Origin of the sequence: Halomonas rhizosphaerae, from assembly GCF_030012485.1 — a bacterium.
In the GTDB taxonomy this organism is placed as follows: Bacteria; Pseudomonadota; Gammaproteobacteria; order Pseudomonadales; family Halomonadaceae; genus Halomonas; species Halomonas rhizosphaerae.
Genome location: NZ_JASCQQ010000027.1, coordinates 335,855 through 356,853 on the forward strand (window position 1 = coordinate 335,855; position 20,999 = coordinate 356,853).

Annotated in this window: 15 protein-coding genes; 9 read left to right on the forward strand and 6 right to left on the reverse strand. The window is 67.0% G+C overall.

Translation table 11 applies throughout. From position 1 onward, the window contains the following. Nucleotides 1-6: 6 nt before the first annotated feature. Together QLQ86_RS12910 and ydiJ are read right to left on the reverse strand one after the other, a co-directional pair. A complete protein-coding gene (locus QLQ86_RS12910; RefSeq protein WP_282817208.1) occupies nucleotides 7-1,068 on the reverse strand; it encodes an efflux RND transporter periplasmic adaptor subunit in 1,062 nt (353 codons plus the stop codon). A gap of 106 nt (nucleotides 1,069-1,174) precedes the next feature. Next, nucleotides 1,175-4,375, reverse strand: a complete 3,201-nt coding sequence (gene ydiJ, locus QLQ86_RS12915) for a D-2-hydroxyglutarate dehydrogenase YdiJ (protein ID WP_282817209.1) — start codon at nucleotides 4,373-4,375, stop codon at nucleotides 1,175-1,177. A gap of 222 nt (nucleotides 4,376-4,597) precedes the next feature. Between ydiJ and serS the strand changes: the two genes are divergently transcribed. Continuing rightward, nucleotides 4,598-5,875: a serine--tRNA ligase gene (gene serS / locus QLQ86_RS12920; RefSeq protein ID WP_282817210.1), complete on the forward strand. Its 1,278-nt coding sequence runs from the start codon at nucleotides 4,598-4,600 to the stop codon at nucleotides 5,873-5,875. Between the two features lie 12 nt (nucleotides 5,876-5,887). Here the strand turns inward: serS and QLQ86_RS12925 are convergent, their stop codons facing one another. Further along, on the reverse strand, nucleotides 5,888-6,670 hold the full coding sequence (locus tag QLQ86_RS12925) for an SIMPL domain-containing protein (protein WP_282734712.1): 783 nt from the start codon (nucleotides 6,668-6,670) through the stop codon (nucleotides 5,888-5,890). Between the two features lie 127 nt (nucleotides 6,671-6,797). Here QLQ86_RS12925 and QLQ86_RS12930 point away from each other — a divergent pair, with 127 nt between their 5' ends. Next, nucleotides 6,798-7,898: an AI-2E family transporter gene (locus QLQ86_RS12930; protein WP_282734711.1), complete on the forward strand. Its 1,101-nt coding sequence runs from the start codon at nucleotides 6,798-6,800 to the stop codon at nucleotides 7,896-7,898. Nucleotides 7,899-7,962: 64 nt separating this feature from the next. Here QLQ86_RS12930 and trxA read toward each other — a convergent pair whose 3' ends face one another. Further along, on the reverse strand, nucleotides 7,963-8,286 hold the full coding sequence (trxA, locus tag QLQ86_RS12935) for a thioredoxin (RefSeq protein ID WP_250060073.1): 324 nt from the start codon (nucleotides 8,284-8,286) through the stop codon (nucleotides 7,963-7,965). Between the two features lie 233 nt (nucleotides 8,287-8,519). On the opposite strand from trxA, the gene cysB reads away from it, so the two are divergent. Then, complete coding sequence (gene cysB / locus QLQ86_RS12940; RefSeq protein ID WP_282734710.1) at nucleotides 8,520-9,491, forward strand: HTH-type transcriptional regulator CysB; 972 nt, start codon at nucleotides 8,520-8,522, stop codon at nucleotides 9,489-9,491. 66 nt (nucleotides 9,492-9,557) lie between these two features. Here cysB and QLQ86_RS12945 read toward each other — a convergent pair whose 3' ends face one another. Both QLQ86_RS12945 and pabB read right to left on the reverse strand, forming a co-directional pair. Beyond that, nucleotides 9,558-10,178 (reverse strand): phosphoadenosine phosphosulfate reductase domain-containing protein, encoded by a 621-nt coding sequence (locus tag QLQ86_RS12945; RefSeq protein ID WP_282817211.1) that lies wholly within the window; start codon nucleotides 10,176-10,178, stop codon nucleotides 9,558-9,560. Nucleotides 10,179-10,271: 93 nt separating this feature from the next. Beyond that, complete coding sequence (gene pabB, locus QLQ86_RS12950) at nucleotides 10,272-11,663, reverse strand: aminodeoxychorismate synthase component I (protein ID WP_282817212.1); 1,392 nt, start codon at nucleotides 11,661-11,663, stop codon at nucleotides 10,272-10,274. Nucleotides 11,664-11,904: 241 nt separating this feature from the next. Here pabB and QLQ86_RS12955 point away from each other — a divergent pair, with 241 nt between their 5' ends. The 6 genes from QLQ86_RS12955 to prpD all read left to right on the forward strand — a co-directional run bounded on the left by QLQ86_RS12955 (nucleotide 11,905) and on the right by prpD (nucleotide 20,221). Continuing rightward, nucleotides 11,905-12,618: a GntR family transcriptional regulator gene (locus QLQ86_RS12955; RefSeq protein WP_282734707.1), complete on the forward strand. Its 714-nt coding sequence runs from the start codon at nucleotides 11,905-11,907 to the stop codon at nucleotides 12,616-12,618. Nucleotides 12,619-12,649: 31 nt separating this feature from the next. Further along, on the forward strand, nucleotides 12,650-13,540 hold the full coding sequence (prpB, locus tag QLQ86_RS12960) for a methylisocitrate lyase (protein WP_282817213.1): 891 nt from the start codon (nucleotides 12,650-12,652) through the stop codon (nucleotides 13,538-13,540). Between the two features lie 50 nt (nucleotides 13,541-13,590). Further along, nucleotides 13,591-14,718, forward strand: coding sequence for a bifunctional 2-methylcitrate synthase/citrate synthase (gene prpC, locus QLQ86_RS12965; RefSeq protein ID WP_282734705.1), 1,128 nt, complete (start codon nucleotides 13,591-13,593; stop codon nucleotides 14,716-14,718). A 99-nt stretch (nucleotides 14,719-14,817) separates the two neighbouring features. Next, nucleotides 14,818-17,442 carry a Fe/S-dependent 2-methylisocitrate dehydratase AcnD gene (gene acnD, locus QLQ86_RS12970; protein ID WP_282817214.1) on the forward strand — a complete coding sequence of 875 codons (2,625 nt, stop codon included), beginning with the start codon at nucleotides 14,818-14,820 and terminating at the stop codon, nucleotides 17,440-17,442. Next, nucleotides 17,439-18,617: a 2-methylaconitate cis-trans isomerase PrpF gene (gene prpF / locus QLQ86_RS12975; RefSeq protein WP_282817215.1), complete on the forward strand. Its 1,179-nt coding sequence runs from the start codon at nucleotides 17,439-17,441 to the stop codon at nucleotides 18,615-18,617. Before acnD ends, prpF begins: the two co-directional genes overlap by 4 nt. Before the next feature lie 122 nt (nucleotides 18,618-18,739). After that, nucleotides 18,740-20,221 carry a 2-methylcitrate dehydratase gene (gene prpD / locus QLQ86_RS12980; RefSeq protein WP_282817216.1) on the forward strand — a complete coding sequence of 494 codons (1,482 nt, stop codon included), beginning with the start codon at nucleotides 18,740-18,742 and terminating at the stop codon, nucleotides 20,219-20,221. Nucleotides 20,222-20,999 lie beyond the last annotated feature (778 nt).

Genomic DNA, 20,999 nt, shown 5'->3' on the forward strand with positions numbered 1-20,999 from the left:
GCTCCTTCATTCGTCGTCCAGGGTGAGGCGCTGCCCTTCTTCCAGGCGCTCGTTGCCCCTCAGGACAACACGATCACCGGCCCTGACGCCCTGCTGGATGGCGACCTGGCCGTCGTGGCTGGCCCCGGTGGTGACGCGTCGCTCGTCGGCGTGCCATTCGCCGTCCTCCTCGCGGGCCAGCCAGAGGCTGACGCTGCCGTCCGGGCGGCGGATCAGGGCGTCGCGTGGCACGGCGGGGCGGCGTTCGCCGCTGAGCAGCAGCCGACCCTGCACAGCCATGCCCGGCAGCATGGGCGGGGGATCATCGAGGGTGGCGCGTAGCAGGAACTGGCGCGAGGCGCCGTCCTCGAGCGGGACATCGGCGATGGGCCGGGCGGCTAGCCAGGCGTCGCTCCCCGGCAGGCGTACTTCGATCTCGGCGTCGCTGAGCCGGTGATGCAGGTCGATGGGCACGGCGAAGTCGAGCGTCAGCCGTTCGAGGTCGATCAGCGTCAGGATCGGCGTGCCGGACGCCGCCCACTCGCCGATGGCCACATCGCGGTGCGTGAGCCTGCCGGCGAACGGGGCCCGCAGGTGGTGGCGCTCGAGGCCTACCTGGAGGCGGTCACGCTCTGCGCGGCGACGCTCGAGCGTTGCCTCGGCAATGGCGATATCGGTCTCGCGCTGACTCAGCTCGCTGCTGGCAATGTTGCGCCCTTCGCCCAGGCGGGTGGCTTCCCGGAGTCGCCGGCGGGCATTGTCCCTTGCCGCCAGGGCTTCGCTGACGTCGGCTTCGGCGCTTCGTGCCTGGAGCGCGATCTCCTCGGCATCGATGCTCAGCAGCCGGTCGCCGGTTTGCACGTCGTCGCCGAGCGAGACTGGCAACGCCGTGATGCGCCCCTCGACATCGCTGGAAAGGTGTGCGGTGCGCGGGGCCGTCACGCTGCCGTTGATGTCGATCGTCTCCACGATGACGCGCTCCTCGACCCGGGCGGTGGTGACGAGGGCATCCTGGGCCAGCAGCGGGGCGGGGAGTCCGAGCAGCAGGCCCAGGCCGAGGAAGCAGCGCGTGGAACGGATGATGGTCACGGTTCTCCTTGTAGTATCGGGCGTCAGCCTGCCGCCAAGGGGGTATCCTGCGCCTGGTTCGGCCCGAGGAACGGCAGCGAGTCCCATTGGCCGGGATACTCGCCGCTCAACCTCGAGCGATGCGCAGCTGCTGCAACAACCCCTGAAGCGGGTGGGCCAGGCCCTGGTCCGAGAACCGCTTCACCTGGCTGCGACAGGAGTATCCGGTGGCCAGCAGGCGGCCGGCGCTGGTCTTATCCTCCACCACCGGCTGCCATGACTGGGCGTAGATGGTCCTGGAGGTCTCGCGATTGCGCGCCTCGTGGCCGTAGGTGCCGGACATGCCGCAGCAGCCGGTACTGACCAGCTCGAGCTCCAGGCCGAAGGCGGCGAAGACCTGCTGCCACGCCCTGGGGCTGCCGGGCGCGTTGGTCTTCTCGGTGCAGTGGGAGAGCAGTCGGTAGCCCGGATCGTCGAGGCTCAGGCCCGGGGGCGCCAGCCGGGCGGCCTGGGTCACCAGCCACTCCTGCAGCATCAGCACCTCGGGCACGGCGTCCGGTCCCAGCGCCTTCACGTACTCCTGGCGATAGGTCAGGGTCATGGCCGGGTCGATCCCCACCAGCGGCACGCCGAACGCCGCCAGGGTCCTGAGGCGTCTGGCCTGCTTCTCGGCGGTGCGTTCGAAGGCGCCCAGGAAGCCCTGGACATCGAGCGGCTTGCCGTTGGGCGAGTAGGGCGCGACGAAGACGCGCACGTCCAGACGCGAGAGCAGCTCGACGATGTCCATCACCAGCCTGGCCTCGAAGTGGCTGGTGAAAGCGTCCTGGACGAGCACCACGCTGCGCGCCTTCTGCGCCTCGGTGAGCAGGCCGAGCGACGTCGGCGTCGCCTCCGCCACGCCCCAGGCGGCGAGCTGCTTCCTCAGGCTGGCGCGGGAGAGCTTCGGGCTGTCCACCAGGCCGAGCGGGCCGGCCAGCAGCCGGTCGACCAGGCGGTTGCCCAGGGCGGCGTTGTAGAGCGGCGCCATCCGGGCCAGCGTCGGCACCAGGAACTCCATGCCACCCACCAGGTAGTCGCGCAGCGGGCGAAGGTAGCGGCCGTGGTAGACCTCGAGGAAGCGCGAGCGGGAATCCGGGACATTGACCTTCACCGGGCACTGGCCGGCGCAGGACTTGCAGGCGAGACACCCCGCCATGGCGTCGTACACCTCGTGGGAGAAGTCTTTCTCGCCGCGCCGCCTGGCCAGGGTGTTCCTGAGCCGCAGCGGGAAATCCTTGACGAAGCCCCAGGCGCCCTCGGCCTTCTTCTTCCTCGACTCATCGACCAGGTCGGTGCCGGCCTCGCCCTGGAGGCGCAGCCATTCGCGGATCAGGCTGGCGCGTCCCTTGGGGGAGTGGATGCGGTCACGGGTGGCCTTCCAGGAGGGGCACATGGCGTCATCGGGGTCGTAGTTGTAGCAGGCGCCGTTGCCGTTGCAGTAGACGGTGGCCGCGTGGGCCTGCCAGACCCGCTCGTCTATGGTGCGGTCGAACTGGCCGCGGGTGGGGACCCCGTCGATGGTCAGCAGGTTGGGATCGACCCACTTGACCGTTACCTCTTGATCAGAGGCGCTGGTTTGTGAGGCCTTACCCGCGGCATCGGGCGGGATAGAGAGCGGCGAGGCGATCTTGCCGGGATTGAGCTGGTTGTGGGGATCGAAGGCCGCCTTGACCCGTTGCAGGCTGGGATAGAGTTCGCCGAAGAAGCGGGGGGCATACTCCGAGCGCACGCCCTTGCCGTGTTCGCCCCACAGCAGGCCGTGGTACTTCTTCGTCAGTGCGGCCACCTCGTCGGAGACCTCGCGGATCAGCCGGGCCTGGGCCGGGTCCTTCATGTCGATGGCCGGCCGCACGTGCAGCACCCCGGCATCCACGTGGCCGAACATGCCGTACTCGAGGCCCCGGGCGTCCAGGGCGGCGCGGAACTCGGCGATGTAGTCGGCCAGGTGCTCCGGCGGGACGGCGGTGTCCTCGACGAAGGGGATCGGGCGCTTCTCGCCCTTGGCATTGCCCAGCAGGCCAACGGCACGCTTGCGCATCCCGTAGACCCGCTGGATCTGCTCGCGCCCCTCGGCCAGCGTATAGCCGAGGCGGGGCACGCTCGTATCGGCCTCCAGGTGGCGACAGAAGGCCGCGACCCGGTCCTTCAGCCGGTCGGGGTCGTCGTCATTGAATTCGATCAGGTTGATGCCGCGCACCGGCGTCTCGCCCGAGGGAAAGAATTCCGCCACGCTGTCCCAGACGAAGTCCTCCATGGCCAGCATCAGTACCTTGTCGTCCACCGTCTCGATGGAGGTGGGCTGTGCCTGCGGCTGGGCTGTTGAAGCGCCGAGCGCCTGCGGCTGGTCTTGTGAAGAGCCCATCAGGGCCCGAGCGTCGCGCAGGGCGTCCATGAAGCCGGCATAGCGCACGTTGACCAGGGTCGAGTGCTTGGGGATCGGCAGCACGTTGAGCACCGCCTCGTCGAGCAGGCCCAGCGACCCCTCGGCGCCGCACAGCAGGCTGTTGATATCGAGGCGACCCTTGGCGTCGCGCAGGTGCGCCAGGTCGTAGCCGGTCAGGCAGCGGTTGAGCGGCGGGAACTTGGCCTCGATCAGCTCGCCCTGGGTATCGATGATCTCCCGCGCGGTGCGGTAGGCCGCCCCGGTGACGTCCTGGCGCTCGCACCGGCGGGCGAGCTCGGCGTCCTCCAGCGGGCGGCTAATGAGCCGCTCGCCGCCCAGCAGCAGGGTCTCGAGTTCGAGCACGTGGTCGCGGGTCTTGCCGTACTCGCAGCTGCCCTGGCCGCTGGCGTCGGTGGAGATCATGCCGCCGATGGTGGCGCGGTTGGAGGTGGAGAGGTCCGGGGCGAAGAAGAGCCCATGGGGCTTGAGCGCCGCGTTGAGCTGGTCCTTGACCACGCCGGCCTGGACCCGCACCCGGCGCTGCTCCACGTCGATCTCGAGGATCGCGTTCATGTGCCGCGAGACATCCACCACCAGGCCGTCGGTGAGCGACTGACCGTTGGTGCCGGTGCCGCCGCCGCGCGGGGTCAGCGCCACCCGGCGGTGTTCGTCACGGCCGGCCAGCCGGGCGATGCGCTCGAGGTCGGCGCCGTGCCTGGGGTAGAGCACGGCCTGGGGCAGGCGCTGGTAGATGGAGTTGTCGGTGGCCAGCACGGTGCGGGCGGCATAGTCCGGGGCGATCTCGCCCTCGAAGCCCGCGTCGCGCAGGGCGTCCAGGAAGCGCAGGTAGCGGTTGTCGAGGCCCTCGATGCGGCGCGAGTCGGCGGTATCCAGTCGTGCGATCATGGCGCTCTTGTCTGGGGAGGAGAGAGTGGCGCTACTTTACCGCGAGAGGGCAGTGTCGCGCATCCTGCCCCGGGCGATCGTCCGGGACAGGTGGCGGAACGCGGTGGTGCGTGGCGCCGCTGTGGCCTTTTGCCTACAATGGCTGCCCTGTCTGCCGATGCCATTGCCGGCGCTCCCGGCCCTGGCGACTCCCGACTTCACGACTGCAACGGACTGGATGCCATGCTCGACCCCAAACTGCTGCGCAGCGACCTCGACGCTGTCGCCCAACGACTCGCCAAGCGGGGCTTCGTCCTCGACACCGACCGTCTCGAGGCGCTGGAGTCCCGTCGGCGCGAGCTGCAGGCCGAGACCGAGTCCCTGCAGGCCGAGCGCAACACCCGCTCCAAGGCGATCGGCAAGGCCAAGTCCCAGGGCGAGGACATCCAGCCGCTGCTCGACGAGGTCTCCGACCTGGGCGAGCGCCTGGACGCCGCCAAGGTGCTCCTGGCCGAGGTGCAGGCCGAGTGGGACGCCGTGGTCAGCGGTTTGCCCAACCTGCCCCACGAGAGCGTGCCGGTGGGCGAGAGCGAGGAGGACAACGTCGAGCTCCACCGCTGGGGGACGCCACGCGCGTTCGATTTCGCGGTGCGCGACCACGTCGACCTGGGGGCGCTCAGGAGCCACCTGGACTTCGAGCTGGCGGCGAAGCTGACCGGGTCCCGTTTCGCGGTGATGCGCGGCCCCATCGCGCGGCTGCATCGGGCGCTGACCCAATTCATGCTCGACAAGCAGACCCTCGAGCATGGCTACGAGGAGTGCTATGTCCCCTACATGGTCAACGAGGCGTCGCTGTACGGCACCGGTCAGCTGCCCAAGTTTGGCGAGGACCTGTTTCGCCTCGACGACGAGCGCGGCTACCACCTGATCCCTACCGCCGAGGTGCCGTTGACCAACTTTGCCCGTGACGAGATCCTCGACCACAGGGCGCTGCCGATGAAGCTCACCGCCCATACCCCGTGCTTTCGCAGCGAGGCGGGCTCCCACGGACGCGACACCCGCGGCATGATCCGCCAGCACCAGTTCGACAAGGTCGAGATGGTGCAGCTGGTCGACCCGGCCACCAGCTATGCGGCCCTGGAGGAGATGCGCGGCCACGCCGAGGCGATCCTCCAGGCGCTGGAGTTGCCCTATCGGGTGGTGACGCTCTGCACCGGCGACATGGGCTTCGGGGCGGCCAAGACCTACGACCTGGAGGTGTGGCTGCCGAGTCAGGACACCTACCGCGAGATCTCCTCGGTCTCCAACTGCGAGGCGTTCCAGGCGCGGCGCATGCAGGCGCGCTTCCGCCACCCCGAGCAGAAGAAGCCGCAGCTGCTGCACACCCTCAACGGCTCCGGGCTGGCGGTGGGGCGCTGCCTGCTGGCGGTGATGGAAAACCACCAGCGCCCCGATGGCTCGATCGGCATCCCCGAGGCGCTGCGCCCCTACATGGGCGGGCTCGACACCATTAACGCTTGACGCCCCGCGGCGCTACTGCGCGATCTCCCAGCTGACACTGACGCCTGCCTCGATGGTAATGGTGCCGGGGCGGTACTCGGCCTGGGGCAGGCTCTCCCGGGCGTCGGCACTCATGGCCATCATCCGCGGCTGGAAGATCGGCGAGCGGGTCTCGTTCACGGAGACCACCTCACCCAGGCCGATGCCCAGGGTCTCGGCCATCAGGGTGGCCTTGTGGCGGGCCTTCTCCAGCGCCTTGACCAGCGCCTCGTCGGTCGCGGCATCGCGGTCGGCCAGGTCATAGCTCACGCCGTCCAGGGCATCCACGCCGGCCTCGGTCAGCGCATCGAGCAGCACAGGCAGTTGCTCGAGGTCATCGAGCTGGAGGCGAATCGGGCGCTCCAGGCGGGTGCGTACCAGCGTCTCGCGCTCGCCCTCCTCGTGCCGCTCGCCCGGCAGGTGCTCGGGTTGCACGTTCAGGGAGCCGGCGCGGATCGCCTCGCGCGCAAGCCCCACCTCTTCCAGGGCGCGAATCAGGTCGGCGGCACGGGCTTCCAGCTTGTCGCGGGCCTCGCGCAGGAGATCCGGGTCGTTCGCGGTAGCCTCGCGCTGGGCGACGGCCGGCGTGTGTTCCCAAAGGCGAGCGTTGAGCGTGGCACGGTCCGGCACCACCTGCAGGTCGGCCTCGGCCTGGACCTCCAGGCGGCGCGGCGTCTCTTCGGCGTGGGCGTGGGCCAGCATCGGCGGCGAGGCCGCGACCATCAGCGCGGCCAGGGCCGGCACGAGCAGCGGGCGGAAGGGGCGGGCAATCGGCATGGCGTTCTCCTTGTCACATAGCGGACACCCCGGCTTCGAGCCCGCGGGTCGGGGATGGTTCCCGTCCTTTGCATTTGCCTCGCGTCCCGGCATCATGACGGGACCTTCAACGGTCGTGAGTCCGGGCATGCCCCATCCCAAAGACAGCAATTCGAGCACCATCCCGCTCAACCTGATCCTGGCACTGGCCGCGCTGGTTATCATCATTACCGGCATGAAGGCCGGCTCGAGCCTGCTGGTGCCCTTGCTGCTGGCGGTATTCATTGCCGTGGTCTGCACGGCACCGGTGCAATGGTTGGCGCGGCTGGGGGTGAGTCCATGGCTGGCGGTATGGCTGACCCTGCTGGTGCTTGGTGGATTGTTGTCGCTGCTCGGTCTGCTGCTGGTGAACAGTTTCGGTACCTTCGTCGATGCCTTGCCGGGGATCGAGCAGAAGCTCTACCAGTACTACCTGGGCCTCCTCGACGGGCTGGCGGGGATGGGGCTTGCCATCGATACCAACCGCCTGGCGGAACTGCTGGATGCCGAGCAGTTCGGCAACTGGATCCCGACGGTGCTCGGTGAGGTGGGTAACCTGATGATGCAGAGCGTCATCGTGGCCTTGCTAGTGATGTTCCTGCTGTTCGAGACCGTCAGTTTTCGCACCAAGGTTTTCCTCGCCCTGGATGATCCGGCGCCGAGCCTGCGACGTTTCAGCGAGTTCAGCCTGACCCTGAAGCGCTACCTGGCGGTAAAGACAGTGATCAGCCTGGTGACCGGCGCGCTGATCTGGGTCGCCTGCAAGCTGCTTGGCGTCGAGTTTGCCCTGCTCTGGGCGGTGATGGCCTTCGCACTCAACTTTATCCCCAACATCGGTTCGGCCATCGCCGCCTTTCCCCCGGTGCTGCTGTTGTTGGTGAATCCCGAGGGCGGTTTCTTCGATGCGATGTTGCTGGCGGCGGCGTATCTGGCCGTCAACTTCCTGCTGGGAAATATCGTCGAACCGCGGGTGATGGGCCGGGCCCTGGGGCTCTCGACCTTCGTGGCCTTCCTGTCGCTGGTGGTGTGGGGCTGGATCTTCGGGGCGGTGGGGATGCTGCTCTCGGTGGTGTTGACCATGACCCTGAAGATCGCCCTGGACAGCCATCCCGAGACCCGTTGGATCGCTCATCTGCTGGGGCCCGCAGACGGGCCGAAGCCTGACAAGGCCGACCGGCCACCATTGGAGCGCCTGGACGATTCTGCCTGAACCGACCGGAAACGACATCGCCCCGGCCGTGGCCGGGGCGATGGAGTGACCGAGGGTCGCCGGATCAGGCGTTCTGGTCGATGAACTGGCTCAGCTGTGACTTCGACTGGGCGCCGACCAGGGAGGCGACCTTGGTGCCGGACTTGAACAGCATGACGGTCGGCACGCCGCGCACACCCTGCTCGGCGGCGATCTCGGGGGCATCGTCCACGTTGATGCTGACGACCTTGAGGTTGCCGGTGCGTTCCTCGGCGACCTCGTCGACCACCGGCGCCATCACCTTGCAGGGACCACACCAGGGGGCCCAGAACTTCAGCAGGACCGGCGTGTCGGCCTTGAGGACTTCCTGCTCGAAGTTGGCATTGGTGACATCGACGTTGTTGGCCATGTGATTCTCCAGTTTCGTTGCGCTGCATCGAGCGGATGGGGTGACATGCAGGGCATGCCCGGTCGGACGATGTTAGCGGTCGACCGAAGTGGTGGCAAATCCCCGCCGTGTGGCAGGGCGCAGGAAAGCGGTTGCACTTGCCCGGCCAGGTTATGCTATAAAGTGATCATGGGTAATTTTCTTATGTCTTGCGGGTATTTTGAAAGCCCCACGACACGCGAGGGAGGGCGGCCATGAAACTTCAGCAGCTGCGCTACATCTGGGAGGTGTCGCGCCACAATCTCAACGTCTCGGCTACTGCCCAGAGCCTCTTTACCTCCCAGCCGGGCATCTCCAAGCAGATCCGCCTGCTCGAGGACGAGCTCGGTGTCGAGATCTTCGCTCGCAGCGGCAAGCACCTGACCCGCGTGACCCCCGCGGGGCAGGCGATCATCGAACTGGCCGGGCAGGTACTGAGGCTTGCCGAGAACATCAAGGAGGTCGCCCAGGAGCACAGCGACGAGCGCCGTGGCAGCCTGGCGATCGCCACCACCCACACCCAGGCGCGCTATGCGCTGCCGCCGGTGATCCGCGACTTCACCCAGAAGTATCCCGACGTGGCGCTGCACATGCAGCAGGGCACGCCCAAGCAGATCGCCCAGATGGTCAGCGATGGCCAGGCCGACTTCGCCATTGCCACCGAGTCCCTCGAACTCTTCAACGACCTGGTGTTGCTGCCCTGCTATCGCTGGAACCGCTGCATCCTGGTGCCCCAGGGACATCCGCTGGCCGAGATGGAGACCCTGACGCTGGAGGCCCTGGCGGGCTACCCGCTGGTCACCTACGTGTTCGGCTTCACCGGGCGCTCCCAGCTCGACGATGCCTTCCGCGCCCGTGGGCTGACGCCCAACGTGGTGCTCACCGCGGCCGATGCCGATGTCATCAAGACCTACGTGCGGCTGGGGATGGGGGTGGGCATCGTCGCCCATATGGCCGTGGATGCCGAGCACGACACCGACCTGGTGGCGGTGGAGGCCGGTCACCTCTTCGCGAGTTCCACCACCAAGATCGGGATCCGCCGTGGCACCTTTATGCGCGGGTACATGTATGACTTCCTGGAAGGCTTTGCCGGCCATCTGACTCGGGACCTGGTCGACGAGGCTCTGGCCGCCGGCCCACGTCACGAGGAGGCGCTCTTCAAGGATATCGCGCTACCCTCGCGCTGAGCGGCGGCGCTCTTCCCCGGCCCAGCCTGTCGCGGGTGGTCTCGCCCGCGACGCCAACCGCGCTCATCAGTGCTGCAGGTGCAGGCCGCACTCGCGTTTCTCCTCGACCTTGGTAGGGTCGAAGTAGTCGAAGTTGTTGGGCAGGTCGTGGCTCTGCAGGTACTGATAGAGGTCGCGGGCCGTCCAGTGCAGCAGGGGGGAGACCTTCAGCAGCCCGTCCCCGTTGCGGCTCACCGGTGCCATGCGGGCACGTTCGGGGGTGTCCTCGGCACGCAGGGCGGTAAACCAGACATCCGGCGCCATCTCCCGCAGGGCGCGCTCGAAGGGTTCGAGCTTCACCTCCCGGGTGAAGGCCGCATGGCGCGGATCCTCGATCCCCGGTGCGGGGCCTTCCAGTGCCTCACGATGGGCCCGCGAACGCCGTGGCAGGTAGCTCACCAGGTTGAGGTCCAGGCGCTGGATCAGGTCGTCGGCGAACCGGTAGGTGGCGTCGGTGTTGTAGCCACTGTCCATCCACACGATCGGGATATCCGGCTGCTGGCGCGTGACCATGTGCAGGATCACGGCCTCGAAGGGGCGGAAGTTGGTGGTGCAGATCGGCCGTTGCCCCTGATCCAGCGCCCAGCGGATCAGGGCCTCGGGGTCGTTGCCGAGCTCCCGTTTGATGACGTCGAGTTGTGGCTCCATGCGGGGCTCCCGGGCAGGTGATCTTGAGTCTGGGGCTACCCTAGCAGAGCCGGCGAGACCTTCCCCAATACCGATTCATTGGATATCTATTCCTTATTGAAGTAAGTGATGCCTTTGTTTATTCCATAAAGCATCAGGGCCGGCCGACATCAGGGCCCGCATCAGGTGGCGGATCTTGTCCAGGGTCTCGGTGTACTCGTCCTCGCCCCGGGAGTCGGCGACCAGGCCGCCTCCGCCCCACAGGTGCAGCGCTCCGCCCTCGGCCACCACGGTGCGGATGGCGATGGAGGTGTCCATCTGACCGCGCACATCGACGTAACCGAGGCTGCCGCAATAGGCGCTGCGACGGCTGGGCTCCAGTTCGTCGATGATCTGCATGGCCCGCACCTTCGGTGCGCCGGTGATGGAGCCGCCGGGAAAGGCGGCGGCCAGCAGGTCGATGGGCCGACGGCCTGCCTCCAGTTCGCCGACGATCACGCTCACCAGGTGGTGCACGTTGGCGTAGCTCTCCAGGCCGCAGAGCTGGGGTACCCGCACGCTGCCGGGCCGGCAGACCCGCCCCAGGTCATTGCGGAGCAGGTCGGTGATCATCACGTTCTCGGCCCGGTCCTTGAGACTCGCGACCAGTTCCCCGGCCAGCCGACGGTCCTCCTCGGGGGTCGCGCCCCGGGGCCGCGTGCCCTTGATCGGGCGAGTCTCGACCCGGCCCTCCCGGCAGAGCAGGAAGCGTTCCGGAGAGAGCGAGAGGATCGCCTTGTCGTCCCAGGCCAGGTAGCCGGCGAAGGGAGTGGGCGTGGTGTCACGCAGCCGACAGTAAGCCGCCCAGAGGTCACCCTCGAAGGGGGCGCTGAAGCGCTGGGCCAGGTTGATCTGGTAGCAGTCGCCGGCGCGGATGTAGTCCTGCACGGTGGCGAAGCGTGCCAGGTAATCATCGCGACTGAGCTCGGCGGCGAAGGGCGCGGTGAGGCGGAAATCCGCTGCCGGACGCGCCGTACCCTCCAGCCACTCGAGCACCTGGCGGCGTCGTGAGGCGCTGCCCACCAGCCAGCTCTGCCGGCAGTCATGGTCCTGGATCAGTGCCCAGTCATAGAGACCTACCCGGCTGGCCGGCAGCCTGACCGCCTGCCGGGCCTGTCCGCCCACCGGCTCGAGCCGCCGTCCGAGGTCATAGCTCCAGTAGCCGATCAGGCCGCCGAGAAACGGCAGCCGGCTGTCCGGCACCTTGTCGGGCAGACGGTCGAGCAGCGCCTGCTGGGCGGCGAAGGGGGAGAGCCCCGCCAGCGCCGGGTCGCCATGGACATGGCCCGCAGCGTCGACCTCGAGCAGTTCGAGGGGGTCGCAGCTGAGGATGTCGTAGCGGCCACCCGGCGCCGTCGGACGACCGCTGTCCAGCAGCACGGCACCGGGCCTGTCGCGCAGGGACGCGAAGTAGCCCAGCGGATCCTCGTGGTAGGGCAGGGGTGTGATCTCGATCGGTGGTGTCATCACGGCGTCTTCCCGGAACAGGCGTCCCATTCTAGGCGTCGAGAGCCGACTTGTCCCTCCCGCCGACATCCCCTGTCGACATGCGACCGCTCCATCCCTCGCGCGATTATTGTCGACATTGATGGAGGTGGACCACGAGTTGTCTACAACCAAAGGTTAAGCCCTTCCGCCCTGCCGGCCTGTTGACCACGGGGGAGGCAGTGTCTAAAGTTCGTCCATCACTCGATTGTCGACAATTGCCATGAACTCAGTCGCGCCGGAACAGGTCACGAACCCCGAAGTCCGCACCCTGGCGGAACGGGTCTTTCAGCAGCTGCAGGATGCCATCGTCAGGGGAGAGCTGGCACCGGGCAGCAAGATCACCGAGCCGGGATTGTCCCGGACCTACGGGATCTCCCGTGGGCCGCTCAGGGAGGCCATGCGCCGCCTCGAAGCGCACCGCCTGATCCAACGGGTGCCCCATGTCGGGGCTCGGGTGGTCAAGCTCTCCATGAAGGAGCTGCTCGAGCTCTTCGACGTGCGCGAGGCCCTGGAAAGCATGGCCGCCCGGCTCGCTGCCGAGCACATGACGCCCAAGGAGATCGCCGGGCTGCGTGAGGTGCTGGCCATGCACGAGCGTCAGGCCGACCTGCGCCGCGGCGAGGCCTACTATCAGCGCGAGGGTGACCTGGACTTCCACTTCCGCATCGTCCAGGGCAGCCACAACAAGATGCTGACGGGCATGCTCTGCGATGACCTCTATTATCTGGTGCGGCTCTACCGTACCCAGTTCAGTGCCAGCGGCACGCGTCCCCAGCGCGCCTTCGTCGAACACCACCGCATTGTCGATGCCATCGAGGCCGGCGACGCCGAGCTGGCGGAGCTGCTGATGCGCCGCCACGTCAGCGCATCCCGGGCCAATGTGGCCGACCGCTACGCCGCGACGCTCAAGCAGGAAGCCGAGGCGACCACCTGAGGCCGACCCGGCCAACATTAGGAGATCCAGCATGACTCAGCAGACCCCTGGTGCGCGCTTCCGCGCCGCCCTCGAGGCCCACCGCCCGCTGCCTATCGTCGGCACCATCAACGCCTACACCGCCATGATGGCCGAGCGCGTAGGCCACCAGGCCATCTACCTCTCCGGTGGCGGCGTGGCCAATGCCTCCTTCGGCCTGCCGGATCTCGGCATGACCACCATGAACGATGTGGTCGAGGATGCCCACCGCATCTGCGGTGCCACCGAGGTGCCGTTGCTGGTGGACATCGACACCGGCTGGGGCGGCGCCTTCAACATCGCCCGCACCGTCAAGGAGATGCAGCGCGCCGGCGTGGCCGCCGTCCACCTCGAGGACCAGGTGGCCCAGAAGCGCTGCGGGCATCGCCCCAACAAGGCGATCGTCTCCCAGGAAGAGATGGTCGACCGCGTCAAGGCCGCCGCGGATGCGCGCCTCGACCCGGACTTCTACCTGATCGCGCGTACCGATGCCTTCCAGAAGGACGGCCTGGATGCCGCCATCGAGCGGGCCAACGCCTGCATCGACGCCGGTGCCGATGCCATCTTCGCCGAGGCCGTGCACACCCTGGATGACTACCAGGCGTTCTGCGAGCGCGTCGACGCGCCGATACTTGCCAACATCACCGAGTTCGGTGCCACGCCGCTGTTCACCCAGCAGGAGCTGGGCGAGGTGGGCTGCCGCATGGTGCTTTACCCGCTGTCCGCCTTCCGCGCCATGAACGCGGCGGCACTCAAGGTCTACCAGAGCATCCACGACAAGGGCCACCAGAAGGACGTGGTGGAGCTGATGCAGACCCGCGACGAGCTCTACGACTTCCTCAACTATCACGACTTCGAGCGCAAGCTCGACGCGCTGTTCGCGGAGAAGGGCGGCGAGGCGTAACGCTGCCCGCCCGTCAATCCGACAAGAACCGACTCACAAGGAGACACCACATGGCAGACAAACCCGTCAGCAGCAGCGGCCTGCGCGGCCAGAGTGCCGGGACCACGGCCCTGTGCACCGTCGGCAAGACCGGCTCGGGCCTCACCTATCGCGGCTTCGACGTCAAGGAACTGGCCGAGAAGGCGCGCTTCGAGGAAGTGGCCTACCTGCTGCTCAAGGGCAAGTTACCCAACCAGGCCGAGCTCGATGCCTACATCACCAAGCTCAAGGGCCTGCGTGGCCTGCCCGACGCGCTCAAGACCGTCCTCGAGCAGATCCCCAGGGACGCCCATCCCATGGACGTGATGCGCACCGGAGCCTCCATGCTGGGCAACCTGGAAACCGAGGAGAGCTTCGATGAGCAGCAGGACGTCTCCGACCGCCTGCTGGCCGTGCTGCCGTCGATCATCTGCTACTGGTATCGTTTCAGCCACGATGGCGTGCGCATCAAGACCGAGACCGATGACGAGTCGGTCGGCGGGCACTTCCTGCACCTGCTTCGCGACGAGCCGGCCTCCGAACTGCATGCCCGGGTGATGAACGTCTCGCTCATCCTCTATGCCGAGCACGAGTTCAACGCCTCGACCTTCACGGCTCGCGTCTGCGCCTCGACCCTCTCCGACATGCACTCCTGCGTGACCGGCGCCATCGGCTCGCTGCGCGGTCCCCTGCATGGCGGTGCCAACGAGGCGGCCATGGCGATGATCGAGGACTGGCAGTCGCCGGAGGAGGCCGAGCGCGAGATCCTCGGCATGCTCGAGCGCAAGGACAAGATCATGGGCTTCGGCCACGCGATCTACCGCGAGTCCGATCCGCGTAATGCCATCATCAAGCACTGGTCGAAGCAGCTGGCCGAGGACGTGGGCGACAGCGTGCTCTACCCGGTCTCCGAGCGCGTCGAGGAAGTGATGTGGCGCGAGAAGAAGCTGTTCTGCAACGCCGACTTCTTCCACGCCAGCGCCTACTACTTCATGGACATTCCCACCAAGCTGTTCACTCCGATCTTCGTCTGTTCGCGGGTCAGCGGCTGGTGTGCCCATGTCTTCGAGCAGCGCGCCAACAACCGTATCATCCGTCCGAGCGCCGACTACGTCGGTCCGGAGAAGAGCGAGTGGGTGCCGATCGGGCAGCGCGACTGATTCCGCGCGTCCGCGGCAAGGCGGCCCATGCGAGGTCGCCTTCTACCGCCTCTCTCCACCACCCCGCGCCCTGATGCCAACGAGGCTCCGTCCGACGCCATGAATACCAACTACCGTAAGCCGCTCCCCGGTACCGAGCTTGACTACTTCGACGTGCGTGCCGCCGTCGAGGATGTCCAGCCCGGTGCCTATGACACCCTTCCCTATACCTCGCGGGTACTGGCCGAGCAACTGGTTCGCCGCTGCGAGCCGGAGATGCTCACCGACTCGCTCCGGCAGCTGATCGAGCGTCGCCGCGACCTGGACTTCCCCTGGTATCCTGCCCGCGTGGTGTGCCACGACATCCTCGGTCAGACGGCGCTCGTCGACCTGGCCGGCCTGCGCGATGCCATCGCCGAGCAGGGCGGCGACCCTGCCAAGGTCAACCCGGTGGTGCCCACCCAGCTGATCGTCGACCACTCCCTGGCCGTGGAGCACGCCGGCTTCGACCCGGACGCCTTCGACAAGAATCGCGCCGTCGAGGATCGTCGCAACGAGGATCGCTTCCACTTCATCGAGTGGACCAAGACCGCCTTCGAGAATGTCGACGTGATCCCCGCCGGCAACGGCATCATGCACCAGATCAACCTGGAGAAGATGTCGCCGGTGGTGCAGGCGCGCGACGGCGTGGCCTTCCCCGATACCTGCGTGGGCACCGACAGCCATACCCCGCACATCGACTGCCTGGGCGTGATCGCCATCGGGGTCGGCGGCCTCGAGGCAGAGACCGTGATGCTGGGTCGCCCCTCCATGATGCGCCTGCCCGATATCGTCGGTGTGGAGCTGACCGGCAAGCCCAAGCCGGGTATCACCGCCACCGATATCGTGCTGGCGATCACCGAGTTCCTGCGCAAGGAGCGGGTGGTCGGGGCCTATCTCGAGTTCTTCGGCGAGGGGGCTTCCAGCCTGACCATCGGCGACCGCGCCACCATCTCCAACATGACGCCGGAGTATGGCGCCTCGGCGGCGATGTTCTACATCGATGACCAGACCCTCGACTATCTCACCCTCACTGGCCGCGAGCCGGAGCAGGTCGCGCTGGTCGAGACCTACGCCAGGCAGACCGGCCTGTGGGCCGACAGCCTGGTCGACGCTCAGTACGAGCGCGTGCTGACCTTCGATCTGGCAAGCGTGGAGCGCAACCTGGCCGGGCCCTCCAACCCGCATCGCCGCCTGCCCACCAGCGCCCTGCACGAGCGCGGGATCGCCGTGGACTACGACAAGGCCCAGGCGGAAGAGAAGGCGGGCAGGATGCCCGATGGCGCGGTGATCATCGCCGCCATCACCAGCTGCACCAACACCTCCAACCCACGCAACGTGGTGGGCGCCGCCCTGCTGGCCAAGAAGGCCAACGAGCTGGGCCTGGTGCGCAAGCCCTGGGTGAAGTCCTCCTTCGCGCCAGGCTCGAAGGTCGCGCGCCTCTATCTGGAGGAGGCCGGCCTGCTGTCCGAGCTGGAGAAGCTGGGCTTCGGCATCGTCGCCTACGCCTGCACCACCTGTAACGGCATGTCCGGCGCGCTGGACCCCGAGATCCAGCAGGAAATCATCGACCGCGACCTCTATGCCACCGCGGTGCTCTCCGGCAACCGCAACTTTGATGGCCGCATTCACCCCTATGCCAAGCAGGCCTTCCTGGCGTCGCCGGCGCTGGTGGTGGCCTACGCCATCGCCGGTACCGTGCGCTTCGACATCGAGAAGGACGTGCTGGGCACCGACCAGAACGGCAACCCGGTGACGCTCAAGGACCTCTGGCCCTCCGACGAGGAGATCGATGCCATCGTCGGCGAGTTCGTCAGGCCGGAGCAGTTCAAGCAGGTCTATATCCCGATGTTCGACCTGGACGCCGCGGAGAAGGCCGAGAGTCCGCTCTACGACTGGCGCCCGCAGAGCACCTACATCCGCCGCCCACCCTACTGGGAAGGCAACATGGCGGCCGTGCGCGCACTGAAGGGGATGCGGCCGCTGGCGATCCTGCCGGACAACATCACCACCGACCACCTGTCGCCGTCGAACGCCATCATGATGGACAGCGCGGCGGGGGAGTACCTGCACAAGATGGGCCTGCCGGAGGAGGACTTCAACTCCTACGCCACCCATCGCGGCGACCACCTCACCGCCCTGCGGGCCACCCTGGCCAACCCCAAGCTCTTCAACGAGATGGTGCGGGACGAGGACGGTGAGGTCAGGCAGGGCTCGCTGGCGCGCATCGAGCCGGAGGGCCAGGTGACCCGCATGTGGGAAGCCATCGAGACCTACATGGAGCGCAAGCAGCCGCTGATCGTCATTGCCGGCGCCGACTACGGCCAGGGCTCCTCCCGTGACTGGGCGGCCAAGGGCGTGGCCCTGGCCGGGGTCGAGGCGATCGTCGCCGAGGGCTTCGAGCGTATCCACCGCACCAACCTGATCGGCATGGGTGTGATGCCGCTGCAGTTCAAGGAGGGCACCACCCGCCACACCCTGCAGCTCGACGGCACCGAGACCTACGATGTCGAGGGCAAGCCGGCCCCGGGCGCGACCCTCGAACTGGTGATCCACCGCAAGACCGGCGAGGTCGATCGCGTACCGGTGACCTGCCGCCTGGATACCGCCGAGGAAGTGACGGTCTACTCCGCCGGTGGCGTGCTGCAGCGCTTCGCCAAGGACTTCCTGGAAGGTGTGGGGAGTGAGGAGGTGGCGAGCGCATGAGCCGGCTACCCCAGATCAGGATTCCCGCCACCTATATGCGTGGCGGCACCAGCAAGGGCGTCTTCTTCAAGCTCACCGACCTGCCGGAGGCCGCGCGGCTACCCGGCGAGGCTCGTGATCGCCTGCTGATGCGGGTGATCGGCAGTCCCGACCCCTACCAGAAGCAGATCGATGGCATGGGCGGTGCCACCTCCAGCACCAGCAAGACGGTGATCCTGAGCCGGAGCGAGAGTCCCGACCACGACGTGGACTACCTGTTCGGCCAGGTCTCCATCGACAAGGCCTTCGTCGACTGGAGCGGCAACTGCGGCAACCTCTCCGCGGCGGTGGGGCCCTTCGCGATCAGCAATGGCCTGGTGGACCCGGCGCGCATCCCGGAGAACGGCGAGGCCGAGGTGCGCATCTGGCAGGCCAATATCGGCAAGACCATCGTTTCCCGGGTGCCGATCAGCGACGGCGAGGTGCAGGAGACCGGTGACTTCGAGCTGGACGGGGTGACCTTCCCGGCCGCCGAGGTGCCGGTGGCCTTCAAGGACCCGGCGGACGGCGAGGGCGCCATCTTCCCCACCGGCAACCTGGTGGATGATCTGGAGGTGCCGGGCGTGGGCACCCTCAAGGCGACCCTGATCAATGCCGGCATCCCGACCGTCTTCCTGAATGCGGTCGAACTCGGCTATACCGGCACCGAACTGCAGGAGGCGATCAACGGCGACGCCAGGGCGCTGGAGATGTTCGAGACCATTCGCGCCCACGGCGCGGTGAAGATGGGCCTGATCGCCGACGTCAGCGAGGCCGCGGCCCGCCAGCATACCCCCAAGGTGGCCTTCGTGGCGTCGCCGGCCGAGTATCTCTCCTCCAGCGGCAGGCAGGTCAAGGCCAAGGAGGTCGACCTGGTGGTGAGGGCGCTCTCCATGGGCAAGCTGCACCATGCCATGATGGGCACCGCGGCGGTGGCCATCGCCTCGGCGGCGGCCATCGAGGGCACCCTGGTCAACCTGGCCGCCGGTGGCGGCAAGCGCAATGCGGTGACCTTCGGCCACCCCTCCGGCACCCTGCGGGTCGGCGCCGAGGCGAGCCTGGTGGATGGCCGCTGGGTGATCGATGAGGCAGTGATGAGCCGCAGCGCTCGAGTGCTGATGGAGGGCTGGGTCCGCATCCCCGGCGACAGTTTCTAGGGCCTGCCTGGTCAGGGTCCTGCTGAAGGATAAAGACGCCCCGGGTCCCAGGACCCGGGGCGTCTTCTATAGTGAAGGTCACGCATCAAGGCGTTTGCTCGACAAGGTGACAGGAGAAGTTCATGAGTACCGTGGAAGCCAACGTGCGGCCGGACTATGACGTCGAGCTGCAGAAGATCGCCGACTATGTCCTCGGCTTCACGATCGAGAGCGGCGAGGCGCTGGACACCGCCCGCCATTGCCTGATGGACACCCTGGGCTGCGGCCTGCTGGCGCTGCGCTTCCCGGAGTGCACCAAGCACCTCGGGCCGCTGGTCGAGGGTACCGTGGTGCCCTATGGCGCCCGGGTACCGGGGACCTCGTTCCGGCTGGATCCCGTCAAGGCGGCCTGGGATATCGGGGCCATCATCCGCTGGCTCGACTACAACGATACCTGGCTGGCCGCCGAGTGGGGGCACCCCTCCGACAACCTGGGGGGGATCCTGGCGATCGCCGACCACCTCTCCCAGAAGCGGCTCGCCCAGGGGGATTCGCCGCTGGCCATGCGCGAGGTGCTGGAAGCCATGGTCATGGCCCATGAGATCCAGGGCGTCATGGCGCTGGACAACTCCTTCAACCGCGTGGGCCTCGATCACGTGGTGCTGGTCAAGGTGGCCTCGACCGCCGTGGTGGCCAAATTGATGGGGGCCGATCGCGAGCAGTTGCTCTCGGCGCTTTCCCACGCCTGGGTCGACGGCCAGAGCCTGCGTACCTACCGTCATGCCCCCAATGCCGGCTCTCGCAAGAGCTGGGCCGCCGGGGATGCCACGTCACGCGCGGTGCGCCTGGCCGATATCGCCATGCGTGGCGAGATGGGCATCCCCGGGGTGCTCTCCGCCCCGCAGTGGGGGTTCTACGACATCCTCTTCAGCCATACCAACCGGGATCTGGCCCTGAAGCCGGAAGCGGAGCGCACGTTCTCTTTCCAGCGCGAGTTCGGTAGCTACGTGATGGAGAACATCCTCTTCAAGATCTCCTTCCCGGCCGAGTTCCACGCCCAGACGGCCTGCGAGGCCGCCGTCACCCTGCACCCCCAGGTCAAGGATCGTCTGGACGAGATCGACCGCATCGAGTTGACCACCCACGACTCGGCAATACGCATCATTTCCAAGGAGGGGGATCTGGCCAATCCGGCGGATCGCGACCACTGCCTGCAGTACATGACCGCCGTGCCGCTGATCTTCGGCAGCCTGACCGCCGAGCACTACGAGGACGAGTTCCACGAGGCGAACCCGCGCATCGATGCGTTGCGCGGCAAGATGCAGGTGGTCGAGGATGAGGCCTACTCGAGGGACTACTACGACCCCGAGAAACGCTCCATCGCCAATGCCATCCAGGTCTTCTTCAAGGACGGCAGTGCCACCGAGAAGGTCGAGGTCGAATACCCGGTGGGCCACCGTCGTCGTCGGGCGGAGGGGATTCCGCTGCTGGTCGACAAGTTCCGGCGCAACCTGGCGACCCGTTTCCCGGCAGGCCGATGCGAGACGATCATGGCGCTGTGCGAGGAGCAGGCACGCCTGGAGCGTACCCCGGTGAACCGCTTCGTCGACCTCTTCGTGATCTGAGCGTCCGCGTGTCCCGTCGCCGTCCTGTCGCCGCGCGGCAGGCAGTGTTCTCACGGGTAGGGCCACTGTCCTCGGGCACGTCCCTGGGCCCGTGGGAAACAAGCCGGCGAGCGGCATGGCGCGGCTGTGAATACTGGGCTATATTTTTTGACGCACGGGGGTTGCGTGTTCCGGCGTCAGATCGTAAAGTACGCATCCGCTGCCGGCGACGGGCACACGTTGCAGGCGGTAATGAGTGGCAGAAGTGGTTGTTTCTGTTTGGGTTTTTCGGGTTGTTTCGCGAAATTCCCGCTTGACGGAGACGCCGGCTTCGGTAGAATGTCCGCCACTCGTGACGGAGGCCTGTTGGCCTTTGAAGAGCTCGCTGAGGGCTCTATCGGCCGCCATCTCGATGGCCTGTCGATCACCCCGGACGCTTCCTCGGAACGCCTCGCAGGGTTGACAGCGACAGCCGATCACGTAGAATACGCCTTCCTCGCAGGGCGCCGGCGAGACCGCCGCTTCCATCGGAAGCAGCCGGGCACGACGGCAACAGCGAGACGCTCCCCTCTCTTCGAGAGTCCGGAGCCGCTCTTTAACAATCGATCAGGTAATTCATGTGGGCGCTTGTCGGGATGTCGGTGACCAGTCACTGAAACATTCAAGGCAAGCGACTCGTCAAGGACCTTCGGGTCTTTTTGAGAACGTTTGAACCTTGAGCCAGGTTTGGTTCCACCTTAGGAACTATCAGACTTTAAACTGAAGAGTTTGATCATGGCTCAGATTGAACGCTGGCGGC

Coding starts and splice junctions, on each gene's coding strand:
- ydiJ (WP_282817209.1), bottom strand. CDS start 4,375: ATGATCGCACGACTGGATACCGCCGACTCGCGCCGCATCGAGGGCCTC.
- serS (WP_282817210.1), top strand. CDS start 4,598: ATGCTCGACCCCAAACTGCTGCGCAGCGACCTCGACGCTGTCGCCCAA.
- QLQ86_RS12925 (WP_282734712.1), bottom strand. CDS start 6,670: ATGCCGATTGCCCGCCCCTTCCGCCCGCTGCTCGTGCCGGCCCTGGCC.
- QLQ86_RS12930 (WP_282734711.1), top strand. CDS start 6,798: ATGCCCCATCCCAAAGACAGCAATTCGAGCACCATCCCGCTCAACCTG.
- trxA (WP_250060073.1), bottom strand. CDS start 8,286: ATGGCCAACAACGTCGATGTCACCAATGCCAACTTCGAGCAGGAAGTC.
- cysB (WP_282734710.1), top strand. CDS start 8,520: ATGAAACTTCAGCAGCTGCGCTACATCTGGGAGGTGTCGCGCCACAAT.
- QLQ86_RS12945 (WP_282817211.1), bottom strand. CDS start 10,178: ATGGAGCCACAACTCGACGTCATCAAACGGGAGCTCGGCAACGACCCC.
- pabB (WP_282817212.1), bottom strand. CDS start 11,663: ATGACACCACCGATCGAGATCACACCCCTGCCCTACCACGAGGATCCG.
- QLQ86_RS12955 (WP_282734707.1), top strand. CDS start 11,905: ATGAACTCAGTCGCGCCGGAACAGGTCACGAACCCCGAAGTCCGCACC.
- prpB (WP_282817213.1), top strand. CDS start 12,650: ATGACTCAGCAGACCCCTGGTGCGCGCTTCCGCGCCGCCCTCGAGGCC.
- prpC (WP_282734705.1), top strand. CDS start 13,591: ATGGCAGACAAACCCGTCAGCAGCAGCGGCCTGCGCGGCCAGAGTGCC.
- acnD (WP_282817214.1), top strand. CDS start 14,818: ATGAATACCAACTACCGTAAGCCGCTCCCCGGTACCGAGCTTGACTAC.
- prpF (WP_282817215.1), top strand. CDS start 17,439: ATGAGCCGGCTACCCCAGATCAGGATTCCCGCCACCTATATGCGTGGC.
- prpD (WP_282817216.1), top strand. CDS start 18,740: ATGAGTACCGTGGAAGCCAACGTGCGGCCGGACTATGACGTCGAGCTG.